The organism is Pseudomonas machongensis, assembly GCF_034961125.1.
Lineage (GTDB): Bacteria > Pseudomonadota > Gammaproteobacteria > Pseudomonadales > Pseudomonadaceae > Aquipseudomonas > Aquipseudomonas machongensis.
The window spans coordinates 1-19,325 of record NZ_JAYFUI010000034.1 but is presented as its reverse complement, the minus strand read 5'-3'; the positions used below and the strand labels follow the sequence as shown (position 1 = coordinate 19,325).

The following is a 19,325-nucleotide window of genomic DNA, read 5'->3' as shown; positions in this document are numbered from 1 at the left end:
GGCACCGTTACCGGGCTGATGCGGGGCGGCGTGCCAGGGTAAAACTCAATCCTGCGCCCAACACCAGGCAAGCGGCCATGCACAGCAGCGCAATGGTGAAGGCATGACTGATGGCGGTCGGGTCGGTGTCGGTGCCTAGCACGCCATAGAATATGCCGCCGACCACCGCCACGCTGAGCGCCGTGCTCACTTGCAAGGTCGAACTGGTGACACCGGCCATCATCCCGGACAACGCTGGGGCGACGCGCCCTGTGATCATGCGCATCAGGGTCGGCATCGCCAATCCCTGGCCGAAGCCGATGACGAATAGCACGACGGCAAAGATCGCGGGCTGCGGGCCAGGGTTGCCCGGTGTGAGGGTAATGAGACCTGCGAGTGCGACCAGGCCTGCAACCATCAATGCCAGGCCAACGGCGTTGGTGTAGAGGCCCAGCACGCGTGTGCACAACGGTGCGGTCAACGGCCCGATGAGAAAACCCGCGCCGAAGGGCAGGAAGACCAGGCCTGCATGCAGCGCGCTTACATGCAATGCACCTTGCAGGTAGATCGAGAAAAGCAGGAAGAAGGCACCGATCGTGTAGAACGACAGGGCGACCAGCAATGCCCGGCGCAGCCCCGGCACGCGCAGCGCGGCCGGATCGAGCAAGGGCGCTCCCCCCGCGCTGGCCAGGCGGGCCTGGTGGCGCCAGAAGGTCCAGCCGAGCAATGGACAGGCGATCAGCGACAGCCACGCCCACAGTGGCCAGCCGGCCTCACGGCCTTCGATCAACGGCACGATCAGCGTGGCAAGTGTGAGCATCGACAGGCCCATGCCGCCGAGATCGAGCCTGCGCGCATGGCTGGCGCGAGTCTCCTTGATCAAGGGAATGCCGAAGAGGATGACCAGCAGCGCGACCGGCAGATTGATGAGAAAGATCATCCGCCAGCCAAGCCCGAACAGATCGAGCGAAATCAGGATACCGCCCAGTGCCTGTCCGATCACGCTGGCCAGACCGAACACCGCACCATACAGGCTCAGCGCCAGGGGCTTTTCCGCCTCGGGGAAGATCGCCTGTACCGAGGCCAGTGCCTGTGGCGCCATCACTGCCGCGGTGATGCCTTGCAGCGCACGGCCAGTGATCAGCATCCAGGGCGTGGCAGCGAACCCGCAGAGCAACGAGGCGGCGGTGAAGCCGACAAGGCCGATGAAGAACATGCGTCCGCGGCCATGCAGGTCGCCCAGCCGGCCACCGGTGATCAGCGTTACCGCATAAAGCGCGGCATAGGCGGAAATGACCAGTTGCTCGGCCGATGCCGAAGCATTCAGGTCGCTGCGTATCGATGGCAGCGCCACATTGACGATGAAGAAGTCCAGCGGTGGGAGGAATGCCCCGACAAGCAGGACCACGAACATCGCCCAGCGATGTTTGTCTGGCCCGGCTGCGTTGTCGTCAGGCGCCAGCGTAAGTGAGTGGTCGATATCAGGTGGGTTTTTCATGCAAGGCCCTCGCAAAAGAGGGGGCCATGCTAGGAAGCGCTTGCAGGTGGGGTCAACGCTTTACCCCCTTACAAAAATGAACGTTGAAACTGCAGAAATGACAGTCCCGTCAATGCCTTGCGACTCGCACAATGGCTCGGACAACCGGCTGTGAGCGCCGGCTCCATAGACCTGCAGGAGATCGTTGCAATGAACCTTGAAACCCTGGAAAAACGCCTGGACCGCATGGAAAGCCGCTTGGCGATCGAGTCGCTGATCTGGACCTACGCCCAGGCCTACGACCGCGTGGATGAGGCACTGCTGCAAAGCATCTGGCATGTTGATGCAACCCTGGATTTGCCAGGATTTGGCCACGGAACCGGGCGCGAGGGCATTCTGGCCATGGCTCGAGAATCGTGGCGGAAAATGCCGCACATGCATCACTGGATGGCCAACCCGCTGATCGAGCTTGATGGCGAAAGCGCCACCGCGATCTCACAGGCCGACTGTCTGTTCCATGACATCGAACAAGGCCCTGTGCAGGCCGCTGGTTTGTACCATGACCGCTTCGAGCGCCGCGACGGAGAATGGCGTTTTACTGAGCGCCGCTTCGAGCTGATGTTCCTGGTGCCACTGCAAAACTGGAAACCCACTGCCGGTTCGCAGGCGTTCGCTCGCTCCTGAAATCAATAGCCTTGCTCTGATGTGCAACCGCTCCTACAGGTGCGCAGACCAACTGTAGGAGCGGATCGCGGGCGTTCATTGGAACAGCAAGACAGCGCCCCGCCAGCTTGCGAAAACACCTTCAGTCCTTCGCCACCGCCAGCTCCGGCTCCTGGGCGGCTTCGGCCTCCAGCTTCAACCGGTCGGCCTTGCTGATGTACTTGGGCTTGTTGCTCTTGGGCGCCAGTTTGGCGTTGGCTTTCTTGGCGTGAGCCTTCAACAGTTGCTTGATCTTTTTCTGACGATTCATGTTTTTCGCGCCCCTTGAGCGCATCCACTGGCAAAACGCGGCGAGCTTAGCGCTGCCGGTCCTGATGGACAAGGTTATCGATGTGCCGCCAACGAGAAGGGCGCATCGCTTTCGTGCGGCCTGCCCTGAATGATCCGCCGGGCGATCATCTCGCCGCTGGCGCAAGCCAGAGTGAAGCCCAGCGCGCCATGGCCGACGTTCAGCCACAGGTTCTCCCACTCTGGCGCCCGGTCGATGATCGGCTTGCCCAACGCAGTGGCAGGGCGCAGGCCCGCCCATGCCTGGGCCCGGCGCAGGTCCAGGGCGGGGAACAGTTCCGACACTTGCGCTTTCAGCAGGTCGATGCGCCGCTTCGGCGCCTCGGCCGAGCGCACGCCCATATCCACCATCGCAGCGATCCGCAGGGTACTGCCTAGCGGTGCGTAGACGATCTTGCGACTGGCGTCGGTGACGCTGAGCCGGGGCAGGGCGTTGGCATCGGCGAGCTGCACGCTGAGGCTGTAACCGCGCAGCGCATAGAGCGGCAGGCTTATGCCCAGCGGTTTGAGCAAGCCGACACTGGCGATGCCCGAGGCGATGACGAAGGCGTCGGCCTCAAGGGTTTCGTTGCCCAGCTTCAGCGCAGTAATCCGCTTGCCCATCTTGGTGAAACCGCTCACGGCCTGGCCCAGCTTGAAGCGCACATTCGCCATGCCATCCAGATGGCGTTTGAGCCCCTCGCAGAACAACCTGCAGTCTGCGGTGGCTTCTGCGGGGGTGAAGATGCCGCCGGCAAGCTGCCCGACCACCCCTGACAGGGTGGGCTCAAGGTCGCTGCATTGACTGGGTGTCAGGAGGCGTTGCTGCGACCCCGCCTGTTGCTGAAGTTCGGCCAGCCTGACTGCGGCGCCCAGCGAAGCTTGGCTGCGATGGATGATCAGCTTGCCGGTCTGGCGCAGGTTGAAATCGATCGGTGTCCGTTGCAGCAACTGCTCCAGCAACATCTGGCTGCGTTGGGACAGCCTGAGCATCTCGCTTACCGTGCGCTCGACCCGGCTTGCCCGGCATGCCCGCAGGAAGGCCAGGCACCAGCGCCATTGCTGGAAATCCAGGCGTGGCTGCAGGCGCAGTGGCGAGTCGCTGGCCAGCAACCACCTGGGCAGGTTGGCGAACACCGAAGGGGCGGCCAGGGGCGCCACGTAGTTGTAGCTCAGCTGCCCGCCATTGGCGAAGCTGGTCTCCAGGGCGATGTCCTCGTTGCGTTCGACCAGCGTGACCTGAAGCCCTTCGCGCGCCAGGTACAGCGCACTCGAAAGGCCAATGACCCCACCCCCCACGACCACTACATGCATGTGCCTTCTCCTGAAATCGTGCCACTGCGCTCAGTATCCAGCCTTGCCGTTCACGTCCGCCAAGGCCTATAACTGCAGCTTCCATAACCTTGGGCTATGACCATGCGTATCCGTCACATCGAAGTGTTCCAGGCAATCCTGCGGACCGGTTCCCTGACGCGCGCAGCGCAGGCGCTCAACATCACCCAACCTGCGGCCAGCAAGCTGCTGGCCCATGCAGAGGCGAGCCTGGGTTTCGTCTTGTTCGAGCGGGTCAAGGGGCGTCTGCAGCTCACCCGCGAGGCCGAAATCCTGATCCCGGCCATCGACAAGGTGTTCCGCGACCTGGACGATGTGCGGCGGCTGTCGCGCAGCCTCAGGCATCAGTCCAGGGGCGCGCTGCGCATCGGCTGCATTCCGTCACTGGGCTTGAAGGTGCTGCCTCACGCCCTGGCTGCAAGCCAGCGCGCCAATCCCGAGCTGTCCCTGGACCTGATCACCGCCCACAGCGAACAACTGGCGCAGGCGCTGCTGGCGCGCGAGATCTCGATTGCCTTCACCTTCAATGGTCAGCCGCGACCCGGCTTGAAGGTCATTGCCTTGCACGAAGTCGAGCTGGTCTGCCATGACGGCACGCAAGACCAGGGGCCGGTGTCACTGGACGCCATCGACCCTGCACGAATCATTGGCCTGCCGGCCTCGGACCCCCTCGGTGAGCTGGTCCGGCCATGGCTTGGCGGCGTGGACAGCCGCACCCAGGTCCAGACCTACTATGTGGCTTGCGCCCTGGCCCAGGCGGGGGCAGGTATCGCCTTGATCGATGAGTTCACCGCCGACGCCTTGCTCCCGCCAGGGCAGCGCGCGCGACGGATCACGCCACGGCTGCCCGTGGTGCTGACAGCGCTGGTGCATGAGAATGCGGTGTTGTCGAAGCTTGAGAAAGACTTCATGGCCTCGGTCAGGCTCATGGCTGCCGGGGCAGCCATAACTTGAGCTCATGCTTTGCTGGGTTTGCCTGTTCGGGAAACGAGACGCTCAGCTCGTTGAGCCAAGCTTTTTCTCGAAGTACACCCGGTTGAAGCCGTCTTCGCTGCGCCGTGCGACCTCGACATAGCCGAGCCTGGGGTAGAGGCCCAGGTTGTCGGTCATCCGCTCGTTGGTGTAGAGCTGCACTGCATTCAGCCCGAGTTGGCGCGCGCGGCTTTCGCACAGCTTGATCAGCCCCTTGCCGACACCACGTCCGGCGGCACTGGGCAGCACGGCTACGTTTTCCAGAAGCATGTGGTTGTCGTGGGGGTAGAACACGATGAAACCCAGCAGGCTGGCCTGCTCGTCCAGGGCCACATGGACCCAGCCCGCCGCGATCTGGCTGGTGTAGTCGGCCAGCATGGGGGCGGGCTTGCGGCCCATCAAAGGGACGTAGCGGGCATAGGCCTGTTCGGCGCAGGCCTGGATGGCGGGTTGGTCGGTAGGTAGAGCGGGGCGGATCATCGTGCTCTCTCCTGGGGCTGGACATGGGCTGAACCCGAGGGCGCGATCAGGCGCCCGCAGGCTTGCAACCTAGTGAAGATCCTTGAGCAAGGCAACCAGGCCGTGCATCTGCTCCACAGCTTGGCTTGCAGCCTTGGCCGGTGGCAGGCTTTCGCTGCGACGGATGGTGAAATAGCCATCGTCTTGTGACGTTTTGCGAATGCCGCGACGTGCCCGTTCGGCGTTGGCGATTTCGATCAGTGGCTCACGGTACTGCGCGTGCACGCAGTTGAGGTAGATGTAGGAGTTGATACGGAAGTGGTCGCCTTCCTGGCGGATCAGCAGCGCCGCCGCAAACAGTGTGCCCAGATCCGGGTCAAGGAAGCGTTCGAACGCTTCCAGGCTGAAGTAGGTGATGACCCGGCGAGGATCGGTGGTGAGATCGTCGAAAGCTTCGTTCAATGCTCTGTGGAACCGAGCGAACTTGCGTTCTTTCAGGCACCTGTCCCACACCTGCGGCCGACGCGCATAGAGCTGGAACAAGCGCACATTGGCCTTTGCATCATTGCCCGTCGGCCCGTTGACCAGGGCTGCCAGGTCCTTGGCGCGCGAACTCGGTGCATTGGGGGTGAGGATCTTGTGCAGGGCGTCGAGTGCCTCCTGATGCTTGCTTGCCACCGTGGTGACCAGCTTGCCCAGGCCGTCGCCTTCGGCGATCTCCTCTTCTTCCTGGATGGCCTTGCGAAACTGCGCCAGGGTGGATTTCACGTGAGGCGCGGTCCACTCCAGTTGTTCGATCTGGGTGAGGAATTCGGTCAGCCAGGTGTAGCCGACCGGAATCCACTGGTCGTGCTCCGGGTCGTTCTCGTGGCCGTCGAGGAAGATATGGATGCCGCGGTAGTTCGGGTAGAGATTGTTCAGGGCTTCGTAGTAGGTCTTGGTCTGGTCTTCCCCCTCGTGATGACCAAACTTGTTCTCGATGGCGATGTAAATCTTGGCCGCGGGGTCCAGCGCGAGCACGTCGATATAGCGCTTCTGGTTGCGCAGGCCCAGTTCGGCCTCCGTCATCACCATGAGCGAGGAGAAGGCCAGGGTCTGTACGTTCGAGGCGGCCAGGAAGCGGCGGTCATTGAGGCTCAGGTTTTCGACATGGCTGGATTGTCCTGCCCGGGTCAGCAGCGACTTGATCGCCTGGTCACCCAGCCCGTGGCCCTGGGTCGGATCGATCAGCCAGGCGAGGAAGCGCGAGACGTTCACTTCCTTGGGAAAGCAGATCTGAAGCGCGTCGCTGTGGGTGGAAAGCGCGAGCATCCGTTGCACATCCGAGTCGGCGTAAAGAGCGTCGACCAGGGATTCCAAAGTCATACGAGTCCTGCAATGAGGTGGGTGTTGGGGTGGGTTACGCTCAGCAGGCCTCGATCGGGCTGCGCTGTTGCTTGAGGAAGTCCAGGCAGTTCTTGCCTGCCTGCACGTCGATGTCACCGCGCTCGATATCAACGCACACGTGGTAGACGAACGGCTCATGTTTGGCGGCATAGCGCGCAGGGCGGGCGTCGGCATTGAACATCAGGATGCGATAGCGTGCGGGTGTTGACGCCTTGCGCAGTTTCTGCAGCGCAGTGGCTTTCTTACCCTGGAAGAAGGATGGCGCCACGTTGAAGGCCTCACCGATCAACGTCTCGGTCGGGGAACTGGCACGAATGTCGTAACCGTTCTTGTCCTCGTTGCCAAATTCAACGGTGTATTCGGTGAACGGGAAAGTTGCTTCGCGCAGAAGGCCGGCGACGCCATTGAGAATGACCAGATCGGACATGATCCTGTTGGCCGCTTCGAACAGCGTGACGTCGGGGTAGGGGCCTGTACCGACCTTTACCCGCTTTATCGAAGTCAGCAACTGCACGCCGCTTTGGCCTTGTATCGAGGCACCGATGCAAGCGAGGCTGTTTTCGAACTCCTGCTTGATCGCTTGGATGTTGGCGGCGTTGAGTGTTCTGACCGGTTGTTGCATCGGCGGGTCCTGTATCCGATTGTGGAAAGCTGACTTAGATGGTGGAGGCATTGTGCCACTAATTCTCTGTGGCTTGCCATTTGGGCGGTTGCGCTGCCAGGACCTATGGCTGCATCGATGATTGCGTGATACGTATCACGGTACGTTATCTGGCTCGTGGGAGCGCTTGTTCGCCGTGGCGGCTTGCCCGCGAAGCAGAGACCGCGGTGTATTTTTCGCGGGCGAGCCCGCTCCCACAAAGCGTCTGTGCTGGGCGGTTCAGTGAACGGCGCTGAACCCCGATCCTGGTACTTGCCGCAACGCTCCGACCAGGGCATCTGCCTGTCCGAGCGCGACCTCAAGGCTGCGCATGCTGGCACTCATCAGCTGGCGCACTTCGACATCGGCACAGGTATCGTGGGCATGGTACGCGTCGGTATAGGCGTGGAGCATGAAGTGGCAGGCGTTGGACAGCACCTCCTCGATGGGGACCAGACCTTCGAGAATGGCGGTTGAGAGGGATTTGCCGGCGGGGACTGCGAATTTGCGGAGGAGATTTTCGGGTGGGTCGGGGACGATTTTTTTCATGACAGCTCCGTGTAGGTTGAACTGCATCCTTTCGTTTCCACACGTTAGGGTGGCAGCTGTTCACGGGGTGGAAAGCCGGGTACACGGAAAACCCCGGTAGGTCCGAAGACCTCCCGCGCACAGCTGCCATAAAGGGCTGCCGCTTTCCATGTATCCGGGTTTCCACACCCGGTCGCTGAACATCAGCGACCGAGGAAGCCTATGGGCCAGGCTTCCCCGGGACAATCAGACGGGAGTCGACAGGTTGCGTAGGGTATTTCCCTGTAACCATTGCTCTCTGTCAGACGCGGAGTAGTCCGCTGTAGGAATCAGCCCTTTATCAAGGCGCTTACGGCAAGTCCAGGCTGTGCTCAGCGGCCGCGCTCCAGCGCCTCCGGATTGGCCACGTTCATCGGCGCACCCTCGAAAAACGCCAGCACATTGTCGAACGCATCACCGAAGTACAGCTCGTAACCCGCCTTCTCCACATACCCCAGGTGCGGCGTGCACAGCACGCGCGGGTGCTGGAGCAAGGGGTGGGCAGGGTCGAGCAGCGGTTCGCTCTCGTACACATCCAGGGCAGCGAAACCCGGGCGCCCATTGTCCAGTGCCTCGAGCAGGGCACCCGGGGCGATCAGCTCGGCGCGGCTGACGTTCACCAGCAAGGCATCGGGCTTCATGCGTGCCAGGTCTTCGCCGGTCACGAGGTGGCGAGTGCTGTCGGACACGCGCAGGTTGAGGCTGACAATGTTGGCTTCGGCGAAGAACGCCTCGCGCGAGGCTGCAGCCTGGTGGCCATCGGCCTGGGCAGCCGCGCGGCTGCTCTCGCTGCCCCACACCAGCACCGGCATGTCGAAGGCCCGGGCGTAGCGCGCCAGGCGTTGGCCGATCTTGCCGTATCCCCAGATCCCCAAGGTCTGCCCCGCCAGGGCCTGCCCCAGGTTGACCTGCCAGCGCCCTTGCCTGAAGGCATTGATGGCCGGCACTAACTGACGGCGGGCGTTGAGGATCAGCGCCCAGGCCAACTCAGCCGGCGCTACCGGCGAGCCGCGGCCTTCGGTCACGACAACGCCGCGTGCGGTGCAGGCAGCCAGGTCCAGGTGGCTGGATACCTTGCCGGTCTGGCTGATCAGCTTGAGCTTGGGCAACCGGTCGAGCAGCGCTGCGTCGATGCGCGTGCGTTCGCGGGTGAGCACCAGCGCGTCGGCATCGGCGAAGCGCTCGACGAGCTGGTCCTCTGTGGCCGGTTGCAGTTGGTGGAGCACAGTGACCTTGTGGTTGCCCAGGCGGGCGAAGCAGTCGAGCGTGCTGATCACATTCTGGTAGTCGTCGGGGATGACAATGTGCATGTGCGGCGGTCCGAGCGGGTCTGGGGAGGTCAGACGATAGCCGAATTCGCCAGCGGTGCACGAGCCCTCTTCAGGTATCGCCACCGCGCGATAGCGCCTGGAGTACGGCCATCGCCTGTGCGGCGTCGTCACTGGCGACAAAGATATGGTCGTGATAATAGGCGGCGATCACGTTGCAACTGATGTCCGCTTCCCCAAGTGCGCTGGCGAAGGCCGCAGTGAGGCCGACGGCATCGAGCGCGGAGTGGATGGTCAGGGTAATCCAGGCCGCGACGAAGCTGTACTCCAGGCCCAGCGCATCGGCGCGTGAGCGTTCGAGGATCGCGGTCAGACCTTCCTGCTCGCGGAAGCTGCCGAGCACTTCGCTGCCCTGCAGCACTGCGCTGTCGGCCACGGTGCAGAACACGTATTCGCCGGGGTTGAGTTTTGGGCTCATGCCGCGCAGCAGCGCGGTGATGGATTTTTCGCCTGACATGGGGGAGCTCTGCGTCTGAAAAGTTCGCCAGTGTGCCTGGCCGGTATTGATCAGTAGAGCGAATGTTGCTGATAGCCGATTAGCCTGGCTTATGTAAACAACGATGGACGCAGGGTTGCGGCCTGTGGAAGATTGATCCCCCCTTTGGCGCCAGACTGTTCCCCGCAAAGCGAGTGAAGCAATGGATCTGAAATTCAGTCATGTCGATGTACTGGTCAGCGACCTCGAGGCCGCGTGTACGTATTACGCACGGATACTCGGTGCGCGGTTCTCGAAAACCCAGGTCTGGGAGCGCGGCGGCCTGCATGTGCGCTACGCCGTCGTGCTGATGGGCGCGGAGCGTTTCATGCTGGTCCAGCCGATTGCAGGCAATCTCAAGACGCTGCTCGACACCCAGGGTGAGGGCACCATCTATCGTCATTGCTATTCGACCCCGGACATCGAGGTGGTGTACGACCAACTGATGGCGCAGGGCGTTCAGCCCGAGGACGAAAATGGCAATCCGCTGGCCCGGAGTAACCTGCAATCACCGGGAGGCGGGCGGATCATCTGGTTGCCCAAGCAGTTCGGGCACTTTTCGATCGAGATCCTCGAGGCCGAGGGGCTGGAGCGCTTCATCGAAGAGGTGTTTGCCTGACCTGGCATCGACCTCGATCGATCAACGGAAGATCAGCGACTGATGCGCTGCACCGCCAGTGCGGGCACCATCACCCACTGCAATCGCCACGTTCCCAGCGGCCACTGCCGCATCGCCGCAGGCGAACACACCCGGCACGCTGGTTTCGCGCAAGGCATCGACCTTGATGAAGTCGCCGGTCGGCCCGGCCTCCAGAGCACAACCCAACTGCTGCGCCAGCGGGCTGGCGATACGCGTGCGTGGCTGGGTGAACAGGCCGGCCAGGGCGATCACTCGGCCGCTGGCCAATGTCACCTCGGCGTGTTCGCCACTCACCGATATCACCGCCTCGCGCTCGACCACCACACCGCGCTTGTCGAGCAGCGCCTGCTGTTCAGCATCGGGCTCGAAGACCTGATTGAGGAACAAGGTGGTCGGCCCCCAGTCGGGGACCAGCAATGCGTGGTGGATGGCCAGGGGTGAGGCGGCCAGAACGCCAATCGCCGCCCCTCCCATTTCATACCCATGACAGTACGGGCAATGCACCACGCTGCGGCCCCAGCGCTCCTGCAGACCGGGTACATCCGGCAGTTCATCGACCACACCGGTGGCCAATATCAACCGCGCACCGGTAAAGCTCTGGCCATCGGCGCAGGTGACCGCGAAGCCTTGGTCGGCCTTGCTGGCCGCGACGGCTGCTTGTGCCAGCCACTCGACGGTCGGGTAGGCAAGCAACTGCTCGCGTGCCTGACGCGCGATGAGGGCGGGGTCGGTGCCGTCCTGAGCGAGGAAGCCGTGGGCGTTGCGGGCGAAGCGGTTGCGCCGCTGCCCGGCATCGATCACCAGGACCTTGCGGCGTGCCCGCGCCAGTTGCAGGCCGGCCGAGATACCGGCGTAGCTGCCGCCAACGATGATCACATCGAATTGCATGGGAGGTTCTCCGTGAAAGTCTCGACACAACGTAAGTTGCGTGAATGAGCGCGTCAAGTTTCTCGTAACTTTTGTTGTGTCGGGCGATACTGCGCGCACCTCCCTCGACGATTGCCCTCCCATGAGAAACGACACCCGCCTGTCCCGCATGCTCCATGTGCTGATTCACATGGCGCGGCACGAACAGCCTGCGACGTCCGAAACCCTCGCGCAGATGCTTGGCACTAACCCGGTGGTGGTGCGGCGCACCATGGGGCTTTTGAGAAAGCAGGGCTATGTGCAGTCCGAAAAGGGCCACCGCGGCGGGTGGACATTGGCCCGCCCGCTGGAACAGATCACCCTGCTGGATATCCACGAAGCACTCGGGGCTTCGACGTTGTTCGCCATTGGTCTTGCGACCGATCACCCGCAATGCCTGGTCGAACAGGCAGTGAACGCCGCGCTGACCGACGCCTTCGATGCAGCCCAGGCGCTGCTGCTCGGGCGCTTGGGCAGCGTGACCCTGGCGCAGTTGGCAGAAGATTTCGAACGGCGTTACCAGGGCCGTGTGCCCTTGGCCAAAGCGTGATTTGCCGGTATCGATCAATACCGGCACCAGTCACCAAAGCACGATATCGTAGGTCAGGTAGAGCCGATTGCTATCGCGGCCACGGGCGAAATCCGAGCGGTACACGTAGTTGCGCAGCTTGGCGCCCAGCCCCTTGAACGGTCCGGATTGCACAACGTAGGCCAGTTCCGCGTCGCGTTCCCATTCGCGCAACCCGTCTTCGCCTGAGCGGTGGTTGTCGCCACTCAGGTAGCGGGTCATGAAGGTCAGTCCTGGAACTCCTGCGGCAGCGAAGTTGTAGGCATAGCTGGCCATCCAGGTTTTCTCGTCTTCCTCGATGAATTTTCCGATACCGACGTTGCTGAACGAATACACGGTCGCGCCGCTGATGTAGGGCAGGCCGGCGTCGCCGCGCAGCACCTGGTAGCCGGTGCCGAAGGCATGGCCACTGTGGCTGTAGGTCAGTTGCCCGCTGAGCATGTGGTTGTCGATGCGTCCGGCCTGGGCCGCGCCCTCGTCGCGACTCCTGAAATAGCGCAGGTCGCTGGCAAGTGTGCCACCGGCCAGCGGTAGGTCATGCTGGATGCCGGCGAAGTCCTGGCGGTAGAAGTCGCTCAACTCACCGTGGAAATAACTCAGGCGCAGTTGCTTGCTGACCGCGTAGTCGGCGCCGCCGTAGCTGAAATCGCCGGATTCACGACCGCTGTAGCCGTCCACAAACAGCCCGGTGCTGTTCGATGAGTCGCGCTGCTTGAAGCGATCCAGATGCCCGAACGTGAGGGTGAGGTTGTCGAAGTCGTTGCTGACCAGTTGGCTGCCCTGGTAGGTCTGCGGCAGCAGGCGGGCGTCGTTGTAGACCAGTACGGGTGTCTTGGGCAGCAGTGTGCCGTGCTTGACGACTGTCTTGCCCAGGCGTGCCTTGGCAGTGACGCCGGCGCTGGCGAATTCTTCGGCGGCGTGGCCGTCGTCGTGTACCGGCAGCAAGCCGGTGCCACTGCGTCCGGGGCCTGAGTCCAGGCGCACGCCAAGCAGGCCCGATGCGTCGATGCCAAGCCCCAGGACACCCGGGGTATAGCCGGATTGATAATCGAGCAGAAAGCCTTGCGCCCATTCCACTCGCTCGCTTTTGGCGTTGGCGGCGCGGCTGCTCATGCCCTGTTCGTCACGGAAATTCTCGTTGAAGTAGACGTTGCGCAGTTGCAGCTTCAATGTGCTGTCGTCGATGAAACCGGCAGCGTCGACAACAGGCATGCAACCGCAGAGCAGGGCACAGCCGGCCCCTCGCAGAACGATTCGAGACATGATCGGTACTCTAATGTGGGACGCGCAGAAGGCGGGTGCCAGTGGGCGCCGCGCAGTGGTTCAGACGAAGAACGACAGGGCGCCGGTGAGCAGCGCCAGTGCGGTGATCACCAGTGAGGTCAGCACCGCCCATTTCACCGTGGCCTTCTGAAAGTCGCCGATGTCGCGGTCGACCATGCCCACCAGCAGCAGGGTCGAAGCCACCAGTGGGCTCATCAGGTGCACCGGTTGGCCGAGTACCGAGGCCCGGGCAATCTCCACCGGATCGATGCCGTAGGCTGCCGCAGCGTTGGCCAGGATCGGCACCACACCGAAGTAGTAGGCATCGTTGGAGAGCACGAAGGTCAGCGGCATGCTGGTCAGCGCCACCACCAGCGGGAACCAGTGGCTCCAGGCCTCCGGGATCCAGTCCACCAGCGTCTGGGCCAGCGCATCGACCATCTTGGTGCCGGAGAAGATGCCGGCGAAGATGCCCGCTGCGAACACCAGCAGCACCACGGTCATGGCGTTGCCGGAGTGAGCGAGGATGCGTGCTTTCTGCACCTCGAGTTGCGGGTAGTTGATCATCAGCGCGGCGACGAAGCCAATCATGAACAGGATCGCGGCGTGCATCAGGCCCATGACCAGGGCGCTCATCACGATGATGACCAGCACCAGGTTGACGTAGGCCAGGCGTGGGCGCTTGTGCGGGTTATCGCCGAGGATCTCCTTGATGTAGCAGTTGCCGCCCCCGGACTCCAGCGCCACGTTGCCGATGCGTCGGCGTTCGGCACGACCGAGCAGGAACGCGGTGAATACCACCCAGGCGGCACCTCCGATCACCGTCGGCAGCATCGGGATGAAGTATTCGGTCGCATCCAGGCCAAGTGCGGCGATGGCGCGGGTCGCCGGGCCGCCCCAGGGGCTCATGCCGCTCATGATGCTCAGCGACAGCATGGAAATGGTGGCCAGGATCATCGGGTTCATGCCGATGCGCTTGTACAGCGGCAGCATCGCCGCGCAGGTGATCATGTAGGTGGTGGTGCCGTCGCCGTCGAGGGCCACCAGCAACGACAGCAGCGCGGTGCCGATGGCGATCTTGATCGGGTCACCATTGACCCGCTTGAGGATCTTGCGAATCAGCGGGTCGAACAGGCCGGCATCGATCATCAGGCCGAAGAACAGGATGGCGAACAGTAACAGGGCGGCCGATGGTGCGACCATTTTCAGGCCGTCGAGCATCATCTTGCCCAGGTCCGGGGCGAAGCCGCCGATGATGGCGAAGACGATCGGCACCACGGTGAGTGCGACGATCGGTGACAGGCGTTTGCTCATGATCAGGTAGGTGAAGGTCACCACCATGACCAGGCCAAGGAGTGCAAGCATGGGTCGTTTCTCTTGTTTTTATTGTCGTCATGGTCGCCTGGCGCGCAGGCGTCCGCCAGCCCCCGCCCGAGGCGGGGGATCAAGTTAGGTGAATGTCAGTGAGTACGATGGGGTGGGGTTGCAGCCTGGGTAGGCTGCCAGGCCTGCTCGGCCGGGGTGTCGGCTTTGCCGCTGGCCAGGGTGCGCATGAGCGTTTCCCGGTCGCAGGCGTTCTCCGACAACGAAATGACCACGGTGGCCACCGCGTTGCTCGCCAGGCTGGTGAGGGCTCGCGCCTCGGACATGAAACGGTCGATACCGATCAGCAGTGCAAGGCCGGCCAGCGGGATGTCGTGGATGACCGTAAGGGTCGAAGCCAAGGCGACGAAGCCACTGCCGGTAACACCTGCAGCCCCTTTGGACGACAGCAGCATGATCGCCAGCATGGTCAGGACCTGGCCGAGGCTCAGGTCGATGTTGCAGGCCTGGGCGATGAACACCGCGGCCAGCGACAGGTAGATCGCGGTGCCGTCGAGGTTGAACGAGTAGCCGGTCGGTAGCACCAGGCCCACCACGCCTTTCTTGCAGCCCAGAGCCTGGAGCTTTTCCATCATGCGTGGCAGCACCGGCTCTGTGGACGATGTCCCCAACACCACCAGGAACTCTTCGCGCAGGTATCGCAGCAGCTTCCACAGGCTGAAGCCATGCGCCCGGCAGATGCCGCCCAGCACCACCATGACGAAGAAGGCGCAGGCGATGTACAAGGTGCCGATCAGCTTGGCCAAGGCACCGAGCGAGGTGATGCCGTACTGGCCGACGGTGAAGGCCAGTGCGCCGAAGGCACCGATCGGGGCGAAGCGCATCAGGTAGCCAAAGATGCGGAACACCATCTGCGACGCGGACTCCAGCACCTCCAGCACCGGCCTTGCGGATTCGCCCATGGCTGAGAGGGCGAAACCGCAGAGCACGGCGATGAACAGCACCGGCAGTACTTCGCCTTTGTCGAAGGCACCGATGAAGGTCTCGGGGATGATATGCATGAAGAAGTCCACCACGCCCAGTTTGGCGGCGGAGGTGGTGTATTGGCTCAGGCCCGCAGTACTGAGCGTTGCCGGGTCGATGTTCATGCCCACGCCTGGACGGAACAGGTACACCGCGACCAGGCCGATGATCAGGCTGACCACGGTCAACACCAGGAACAGCAACAAGGTCTTGCTCATCAACCGACCCAGCGAACGGCGGTCGGTCATGCCGGCGATGCCGGTGACGATGGTGCAGAACACCACGGGCGCGATCATCATCTTGATCAGCTTGATGAAGGCATCGCCCAGCGGCTTGAGCGCAACGGCCTGTTGCCCCCAGAAGTGACCGACCACCACGCCTAGCAGGACGGCGCAGAGAATCTGAAAGTACAGCGATTTCATGAGTTTCATAAGGCATCACCCATTATTGAAGTTGTGCGGATGCGCTGGATGGAGCTGGATCGGGCTTAGCCCGCGAGTCGCCGCGTGGACGGTGCGTAGACGAACCCCGAGAACAATCGGCGTGCGGTGCGTACCACCGAGGCTTGCAGTGTCTGGCCATCGGCACCGGAGCGCGACAGGGCGATGTCGATGGCCCCGCTTGGATGCTCCAGACGGACCTCACGCAGGGTCAGGGCCTGTTCACCGAGCAGGTCGCCGATCACTGTGCCGGGGCTGACACAGGCAGTGGCCAGCCCGATCGCACCGGTGATCGCCAGCGCCCGGTGGCAGCTGTGCGGCATGAAGTAGCGAACCTGCAGAGTGCCATCGAAGCGTGGTGCGGATACCACGACCGGCTTCGGGATCACCATGTTGCTTACATCTCCCAGGCCCATGGCCCGGCCGGCCTTCAGCCGCAGGGCTTCGAGGCGTTTGAGCAGCTTTGCATCGGCGTCCAGTTGAGCCGGGCTCTCGCTGCCCTCAAGCCCCAGGTGACGGGCGTCGACGATCATCATCGGCATGGCCATGTCGATACAGGTGACCGGTACGCCATCGATTACCTGCTGGGACTGGCCAGTGGGGAACAGGCTGCCGGTCTTGCTGCCGACGGCATCGAGGAATGTCAGGTGCACAGGGGCCGCAGTCCCAGGAACGCCGTCGATGGCGGTACGGCCCTCGTAGCGCACGATCCCGCCAGGCGTCTGTACCAGAGAGTTGACGAATGTGCCGGTATTGAGGTTGCGGATGCGCACCAATGTCTGGCCGTCGTTGCCCTTGACCAGCCCTTGTTCGATGGCGAAGGGGCCGACCGCGCAAAGCATATTGCCGCAGTTGGGCGCAGTATCGACACGGCGCTCGGCGACCATCACCTGCACGAACAGATAATCGACATCGGCATCGGGGTGCAGTGAGGGGCTGATGATCGCAACCTTGCTGGTCTGCGGGCTGCCGCCGCCAATGCCGTCGATTTCCAGTTCATGGCCCGAGCCCATCAGGGCGATCAGCATCTCGTCGCGCTCGACGATATTGGACGGCAAGTCCCAGGCATGGAAGAAGGGGCCCTTGGAGGTCCCGCCGCGCATCAGCACACAAGGAATTCGTTGCATGAAGTCTAGCTCTTGTTGATCAATGGACATCATTGATGTGTATGGGACAAGAGTGACAGGGGTGGATAAATCAATCCAATGCAAATATCGTCGCTATTATTGCGCTATACACATAAATTGTCGGCCAGTGTCTGAAAGAGAATCAGCATGGAATATGAGCTTCAAGACATACGATCTTTCGTGAAAATCGCCGAACTGGGCAGTTTCCACGAGGCAGCAGAGGTTTTGCACTTGTCGCAGCCAGCCTTGAGCCGCCGCATCAAGAAGCTTGAGGATGGCCTTGGGACACCCCTGCTCGAACGCACCACGCGGCGCGTCGGACTGACCAGTGTCGGGCGTGACTTTCTGCCCAAGGCCCGGCGCCTGCTGGACGATTTCGAGGATTCGATCCTGAGCATTCGCGAGCTGGCCGAGCGCCAGACCGGGCAGGTAACTTTGGCCTGCATCCCTACCGCAGCGTTCTACTTCCTCCCCTCGGTCATTCGCCTCTACAACGAACAGTACCCCAAGATTCGTATTCGCCTGCTCGACCTCAGTGCCAACGATGGCCTCGAGGCGGTGCTGCGTGGCGAGGCCGATTTCGGGATCAACATGATGAGCGGGCAGCACCCGGACATCGAGTTCGTTCCACTGGTGCAGGAGCAGTTCGTGCTGGCCTGTCGGCGCGACCATGTGCTGGCTGGGCGCGTGTCGGTGAGCTGGACGGAACTGGCCGAGCACCGGCTGATCGGGGTAGGGCGACTCAGCGGCAACCGCATGCTGCTCGACCACGCGCTGTCGGGATTGGGGCTGCGGCCAAAGTGGTTCTACGAGGTACAGCATCTGTCGACCTCGCTGGGCATGGTCGAGGCCGGGTTGGGGGTGTCGGCGATGCCGAGCCTGGCGATGCCGGCGGCCGATCACCCGACCCTGGTCAGCGTGCCGCTGATCGAGCCCGAGGTGACCCGCACGCTGGGCCTTGTGTATCGCCGCGGCGCTTCATTGTCGCCAGCGGCGGAGAAATTCGTCTCGATCCTGCTGGAGCAGTGGCCGAACGTGTGAGCCGCCCTGTAGACAGGGCGGGCTGTTGCGTCTCGGTCAGCGAATCGCCACCGGGTTGATGTTCACCTGGGTCGAACCTTTGTAGAGCGGCTGGCCAAGCACGAACATGAACTCGAAGGCCTTGTCCTTGACCAGCGCCCGAGTGTCGATCAGCTCGAGGTTGTAGATCCCGCGCTTGGCCAGCATGAACTGGTTGACCGGGAACTCTTCGCCCGTGGGGTTCGGATACACCTCCGAGGCCCAGGTATCACCGCCGAAGGCGACGATGCCCTGGTCGGCCAGCCATTGCGCAGCCGGCAGGTCGATGCCGGGCTCGGTGGCGAGGAACTGCGCGTTATCCTTGCCGATCAATTCCAGCCAGCCGGTGTTGAACAGCACGACATCGCCTTTGCGCAAGGTGATGTGCTGCTTCTTCAGCACGGCCTGTATGTCGGCGACGGTGAACGCGGTGCCGCCGGGAACGATGGCCTTGCCGTAGTGTGCGGTCATGTCCAGCACCACGCCGCGGGTCACCATCGGCGGTATCTTTTCGATCCCAAGCTTCGTCACGCCTTCGACCGTGACGAAATCGGCAGCCTTGTTGCCGTTGTAGTAGACGTTGTCGATGCCGATATGGCCGATGCCGTTGAGCTGGGTGCCGACGCCGGTCCATCCGTTGACCAGTTCATCGTTGAAGGTGAACTTGTTGCGACCGAGGGTCTGGCCGGCCTGTTCGCCGGGCTGGATGTTGTAGAGGTGGAAGCTGCGGTGGCGGAAGGCTGGCAGGTCCTTGCTCACCGGCACGGCCAGGGGGTAGGTCTTGCCGGTCTTGATCAACTCGGCGGCCTGCTTGACCACGTCGGGTGTGAGCAGGTTGGCCGCGCCGATTTCATCCTGGGCGCCATAAGGCGAGGCGTGCCAGTCGGCGGCCAGTGCACTGTGTGCAGTGGCGGCCAGTGCGGTGGCCAGGAGCAGGGGTTTGAACGCTTTCATGGAATCTCCGAGGTGCGAAATGCAGTCGGGAGATTCTCGGCAGCGGGCGGCCTGGGAAAAAGTAGCGGTCGGGACAATCACTTTTGTCTGTGGGGCAACAGGGGGGCCATCGCGGGACAAGCCCGCTTGTGTCTTGATAGGGGATTAGAATCTGGAGTGAGAGCGGTGAATGGCAAGCTGAATGCCGCGTGTGCCTTGAGCACGAGTGGGAGCACAAGCTGCCATTCACCGTTCCACTTTGGCGAGAGCCCGAACAGTTGGATGCGGCCTTGATCTCGAATCACAAGCGTGGGCCAAGCCAAAGTCCTCTCACTCTGTTGAGTCTAGGAGATTTTGGTGATGGTTTCCTTTGTGGGTATCGATGTTTCTAGTCGCACGCTGGACATAGCGGTCCGTCCCCAGAGCCTCAAGATCAAT

The 19,325-nt window shown here is 62.5% G+C and carries 20 protein-coding genes; 5 read left to right on the top strand and 15 right to left on the bottom strand.

Annotated features, from left to right (window positions below):
- Positions 1–7: 7 nt before the first annotated feature.
- Positions 8–1,477, bottom strand: a complete 1,470-nt coding sequence (locus tag VA602_RS01260; protein ID WP_323452259.1) for an MFS transporter — start codon at positions 1,475–1,477, stop codon at positions 8–10.
- Between the two features lie 150 nt (positions 1,478–1,627).
- On the opposite strand from VA602_RS01260, the gene VA602_RS01255 reads away from it, so the two are divergent.
- Positions 1,628–2,140 (top strand): nuclear transport factor 2 family protein, encoded by a 513-nt coding sequence (locus tag VA602_RS01255; RefSeq protein WP_323452258.1) that lies wholly within the window; start codon positions 1,628–1,630, stop codon positions 2,138–2,140.
- Between the two features lie 121 nt (positions 2,141–2,261).
- On the opposite strand, the gene VA602_RS01250 is transcribed toward VA602_RS01255, so the two are convergent.
- Together VA602_RS01250 and VA602_RS01245 are read right to left on the bottom strand one after the other, a co-directional pair.
- Entirely contained in the window at positions 2,262–2,429 is a 168-nt protein-coding gene (locus VA602_RS01250; RefSeq protein WP_323452257.1) for a DUF2986 domain-containing protein, read from the bottom strand.
- Between the two features lie 74 nt (positions 2,430–2,503).
- The gene (locus tag VA602_RS01245; RefSeq protein ID WP_323452256.1) at positions 2,504–3,760 is read right to left on the bottom strand and encodes a D-amino acid dehydrogenase; all 1,257 of its coding nucleotides are present in this window, start codon (positions 3,758–3,760) and stop codon (positions 2,504–2,506) included.
- A 102-nt stretch (positions 3,761–3,862) separates the two neighbouring features.
- Between VA602_RS01245 and VA602_RS01240 the strand changes: the two genes are divergently transcribed.
- Positions 3,863–4,732 (top strand): LysR family transcriptional regulator, encoded by an 870-nt coding sequence (locus tag VA602_RS01240; RefSeq protein WP_323452255.1) that lies wholly within the window; start codon positions 3,863–3,865, stop codon positions 4,730–4,732.
- Positions 4,733–4,774: 42 nt separating this feature from the next.
- Here VA602_RS01240 and VA602_RS01235 read toward each other — a convergent pair whose 3' ends face one another.
- From VA602_RS01235 to VA602_RS01210, 6 genes are all read right to left on the bottom strand, one after another.
- The gene (locus VA602_RS01235) at positions 4,775–5,230 is read right to left on the bottom strand and encodes a GNAT family N-acetyltransferase (protein WP_323452254.1); all 456 of its coding nucleotides are present in this window, start codon (positions 5,228–5,230) and stop codon (positions 4,775–4,777) included.
- A 69-nt stretch (positions 5,231–5,299) separates the two neighbouring features.
- Positions 5,300–6,574 carry a PDDEXK-like family protein gene (locus VA602_RS01230; protein ID WP_323452253.1) on the bottom strand — a complete coding sequence of 425 codons (1,275 nt, stop codon included), beginning with the start codon at positions 6,572–6,574 and terminating at the stop codon, positions 5,300–5,302.
- Positions 6,575–6,614: 40 nt separating this feature from the next.
- A complete protein-coding gene (locus tag VA602_RS01225; RefSeq protein WP_186707750.1) occupies positions 6,615–7,217 on the bottom strand; it encodes a hypothetical protein in 603 nt (200 codons plus the stop codon).
- Positions 7,218–7,475: 258 nt separating this feature from the next.
- Positions 7,476–7,784 (bottom strand): hypothetical protein, encoded by a 309-nt coding sequence (locus VA602_RS01220; protein WP_323452252.1) that lies wholly within the window; start codon positions 7,782–7,784, stop codon positions 7,476–7,478.
- 350 nt (positions 7,785–8,134) lie between these two features.
- Entirely contained in the window at positions 8,135–9,112 is a 978-nt protein-coding gene (locus VA602_RS01215; RefSeq protein WP_323452251.1) for a D-2-hydroxyacid dehydrogenase family protein, read from the bottom strand.
- Between the two features lie 70 nt (positions 9,113–9,182).
- Positions 9,183–9,587, bottom strand: coding sequence for an ACT domain-containing protein (locus VA602_RS01210; RefSeq protein ID WP_323452250.1), 405 nt, complete (start codon positions 9,585–9,587; stop codon positions 9,183–9,185).
- Positions 9,588–9,768: 181 nt separating this feature from the next.
- Between VA602_RS01210 and VA602_RS01205 the strand changes: the two genes are divergently transcribed.
- Positions 9,769–10,224, top strand: coding sequence for a VOC family protein (locus VA602_RS01205; RefSeq protein ID WP_323452249.1), 456 nt, complete (start codon positions 9,769–9,771; stop codon positions 10,222–10,224).
- A 21-nt stretch (positions 10,225–10,245) separates the two neighbouring features.
- Here the strand turns inward: VA602_RS01205 and VA602_RS01200 are convergent, their stop codons facing one another.
- Positions 10,246–11,133 (bottom strand): NAD(P)/FAD-dependent oxidoreductase, encoded by an 888-nt coding sequence (locus VA602_RS01200; RefSeq protein ID WP_323452248.1) that lies wholly within the window; start codon positions 11,131–11,133, stop codon positions 10,246–10,248.
- A gap of 121 nt (positions 11,134–11,254) precedes the next feature.
- Between VA602_RS01200 and VA602_RS01195 the strand changes: the two genes are divergently transcribed.
- Positions 11,255–11,701 (top strand): Rrf2 family transcriptional regulator, encoded by a 447-nt coding sequence (locus tag VA602_RS01195; protein ID WP_323452247.1) that lies wholly within the window; start codon positions 11,255–11,257, stop codon positions 11,699–11,701.
- Positions 11,702–11,731: 30 nt separating this feature from the next.
- On the opposite strand, the gene VA602_RS01190 is transcribed toward VA602_RS01195, so the two are convergent.
- From VA602_RS01190 to VA602_RS01175, 4 genes are all read right to left on the bottom strand, one after another.
- Positions 11,732–12,982, bottom strand: a complete 1,251-nt coding sequence (locus VA602_RS01190) for an OprD family porin (RefSeq protein WP_323452246.1) — start codon at positions 12,980–12,982, stop codon at positions 11,732–11,734.
- 60 nt (positions 12,983–13,042) lie between these two features.
- The gene (locus VA602_RS01185) at positions 13,043–14,347 is read right to left on the bottom strand and encodes a CitMHS family transporter (RefSeq protein ID WP_054891438.1); all 1,305 of its coding nucleotides are present in this window, start codon (positions 14,345–14,347) and stop codon (positions 13,043–13,045) included.
- A 95-nt stretch (positions 14,348–14,442) separates the two neighbouring features.
- Positions 14,443–15,759 carry a C4-dicarboxylate transporter DctA gene (dctA, locus tag VA602_RS01180; RefSeq protein ID WP_323452245.1) on the bottom strand — a complete coding sequence of 439 codons (1,317 nt, stop codon included), beginning with the start codon at positions 15,757–15,759 and terminating at the stop codon, positions 14,443–14,445.
- Between the two features lie 56 nt (positions 15,760–15,815).
- Positions 15,816–16,895 (bottom strand): 4-oxalomesaconate tautomerase, encoded by a 1,080-nt coding sequence (locus tag VA602_RS01175; protein ID WP_082430640.1) that lies wholly within the window; start codon positions 16,893–16,895, stop codon positions 15,816–15,818.
- A gap of 147 nt (positions 16,896–17,042) precedes the next feature.
- Here VA602_RS01175 and VA602_RS01170 point away from each other — a divergent pair, with 147 nt between their 5' ends.
- Positions 17,043–17,936 (top strand): LysR family transcriptional regulator, encoded by an 894-nt coding sequence (locus tag VA602_RS01170; protein ID WP_054891435.1) that lies wholly within the window; start codon positions 17,043–17,045, stop codon positions 17,934–17,936.
- Between the two features lie 36 nt (positions 17,937–17,972).
- Here VA602_RS01170 and VA602_RS01165 read toward each other — a convergent pair whose 3' ends face one another.
- A complete protein-coding gene (locus VA602_RS01165; RefSeq protein WP_323452244.1) occupies positions 17,973–18,908 on the bottom strand; it encodes a cyclase family protein in 936 nt (311 codons plus the stop codon).
- Between the last annotated feature and the right edge of the window lie 417 nt (positions 18,909–19,325).

What these genes read in the sequence shown, in the direction of transcription:
- VA602_RS01260 (WP_323452259.1), bottom strand. Translation starts at nt 1,477, where the DNA reads ATGAAAAACCCACCTGATATCGACCACTCACTTACGCTGGCGCCTGAC.
- VA602_RS01250 (WP_323452257.1), bottom strand. Translation starts at nt 2,429, where the DNA reads ATGAATCGTCAGAAAAAGATCAAGCAACTGTTGAAGGCTCACGCCAAG.
- VA602_RS01245 (WP_323452256.1), bottom strand. Translation starts at nt 3,760, where the DNA reads ATGCATGTAGTGGTCGTGGGGGGTGGGGTCATTGGCCTTTCGAGTGCG.
- VA602_RS01240 (WP_323452255.1), top strand. Translation starts at nt 3,863, where the DNA reads ATGCGTATCCGTCACATCGAAGTGTTCCAGGCAATCCTGCGGACCGGT.
- VA602_RS01235 (WP_323452254.1), bottom strand. Translation starts at nt 5,230, where the DNA reads ATGATCCGCCCCGCTCTACCTACCGACCAACCCGCCATCCAGGCCTGC.
- VA602_RS01230 (WP_323452253.1), bottom strand. Translation starts at nt 6,574, where the DNA reads ATGACTTTGGAATCCCTGGTCGACGCTCTTTACGCCGACTCGGATGTG.
- VA602_RS01225 (WP_186707750.1), bottom strand. Translation starts at nt 7,217, where the DNA reads ATGCAACAACCGGTCAGAACACTCAACGCCGCCAACATCCAAGCGATC.
- VA602_RS01220 (WP_323452252.1), bottom strand. Translation starts at nt 7,784, where the DNA reads ATGAAAAAAATCGTCCCCGACCCACCCGAAAATCTCCTCCGCAAATTC.
- VA602_RS01215 (WP_323452251.1), bottom strand. Translation starts at nt 9,112, where the DNA reads ATGCACATTGTCATCCCCGACGACTACCAGAATGTGATCAGCACGCTC.
- VA602_RS01210 (WP_323452250.1), bottom strand. Translation starts at nt 9,587, where the DNA reads ATGTCAGGCGAAAAATCCATCACCGCGCTGCTGCGCGGCATGAGCCCA.
- VA602_RS01205 (WP_323452249.1), top strand. Translation starts at nt 9,769, where the DNA reads ATGGATCTGAAATTCAGTCATGTCGATGTACTGGTCAGCGACCTCGAG.
- VA602_RS01200 (WP_323452248.1), bottom strand. Translation starts at nt 11,133, where the DNA reads ATGCAATTCGATGTGATCATCGTTGGCGGCAGCTACGCCGGTATCTCG.
- VA602_RS01195 (WP_323452247.1), top strand. Translation starts at nt 11,255, where the DNA reads ATGAGAAACGACACCCGCCTGTCCCGCATGCTCCATGTGCTGATTCAC.
- VA602_RS01190 (WP_323452246.1), bottom strand. Translation starts at nt 12,982, where the DNA reads ATGTCTCGAATCGTTCTGCGAGGGGCCGGCTGTGCCCTGCTCTGCGGT.
- VA602_RS01185 (WP_054891438.1), bottom strand. Translation starts at nt 14,347, where the DNA reads ATGCTTGCACTCCTTGGCCTGGTCATGGTGGTGACCTTCACCTACCTG.
- dctA (WP_323452245.1), bottom strand. Translation starts at nt 15,759, where the DNA reads ATGAAACTCATGAAATCGCTGTACTTTCAGATTCTCTGCGCCGTCCTG.
- VA602_RS01175 (WP_082430640.1), bottom strand. Translation starts at nt 16,895, where the DNA reads ATGCAACGAATTCCTTGTGTGCTGATGCGCGGCGGGACCTCCAAGGGC.
- VA602_RS01170 (WP_054891435.1), top strand. Translation starts at nt 17,043, where the DNA reads ATGGAATATGAGCTTCAAGACATACGATCTTTCGTGAAAATCGCCGAA.
- VA602_RS01165 (WP_323452244.1), bottom strand. Translation starts at nt 18,908, where the DNA reads ATGAAAGCGTTCAAACCCCTGCTCCTGGCCACCGCACTGGCCGCCACT.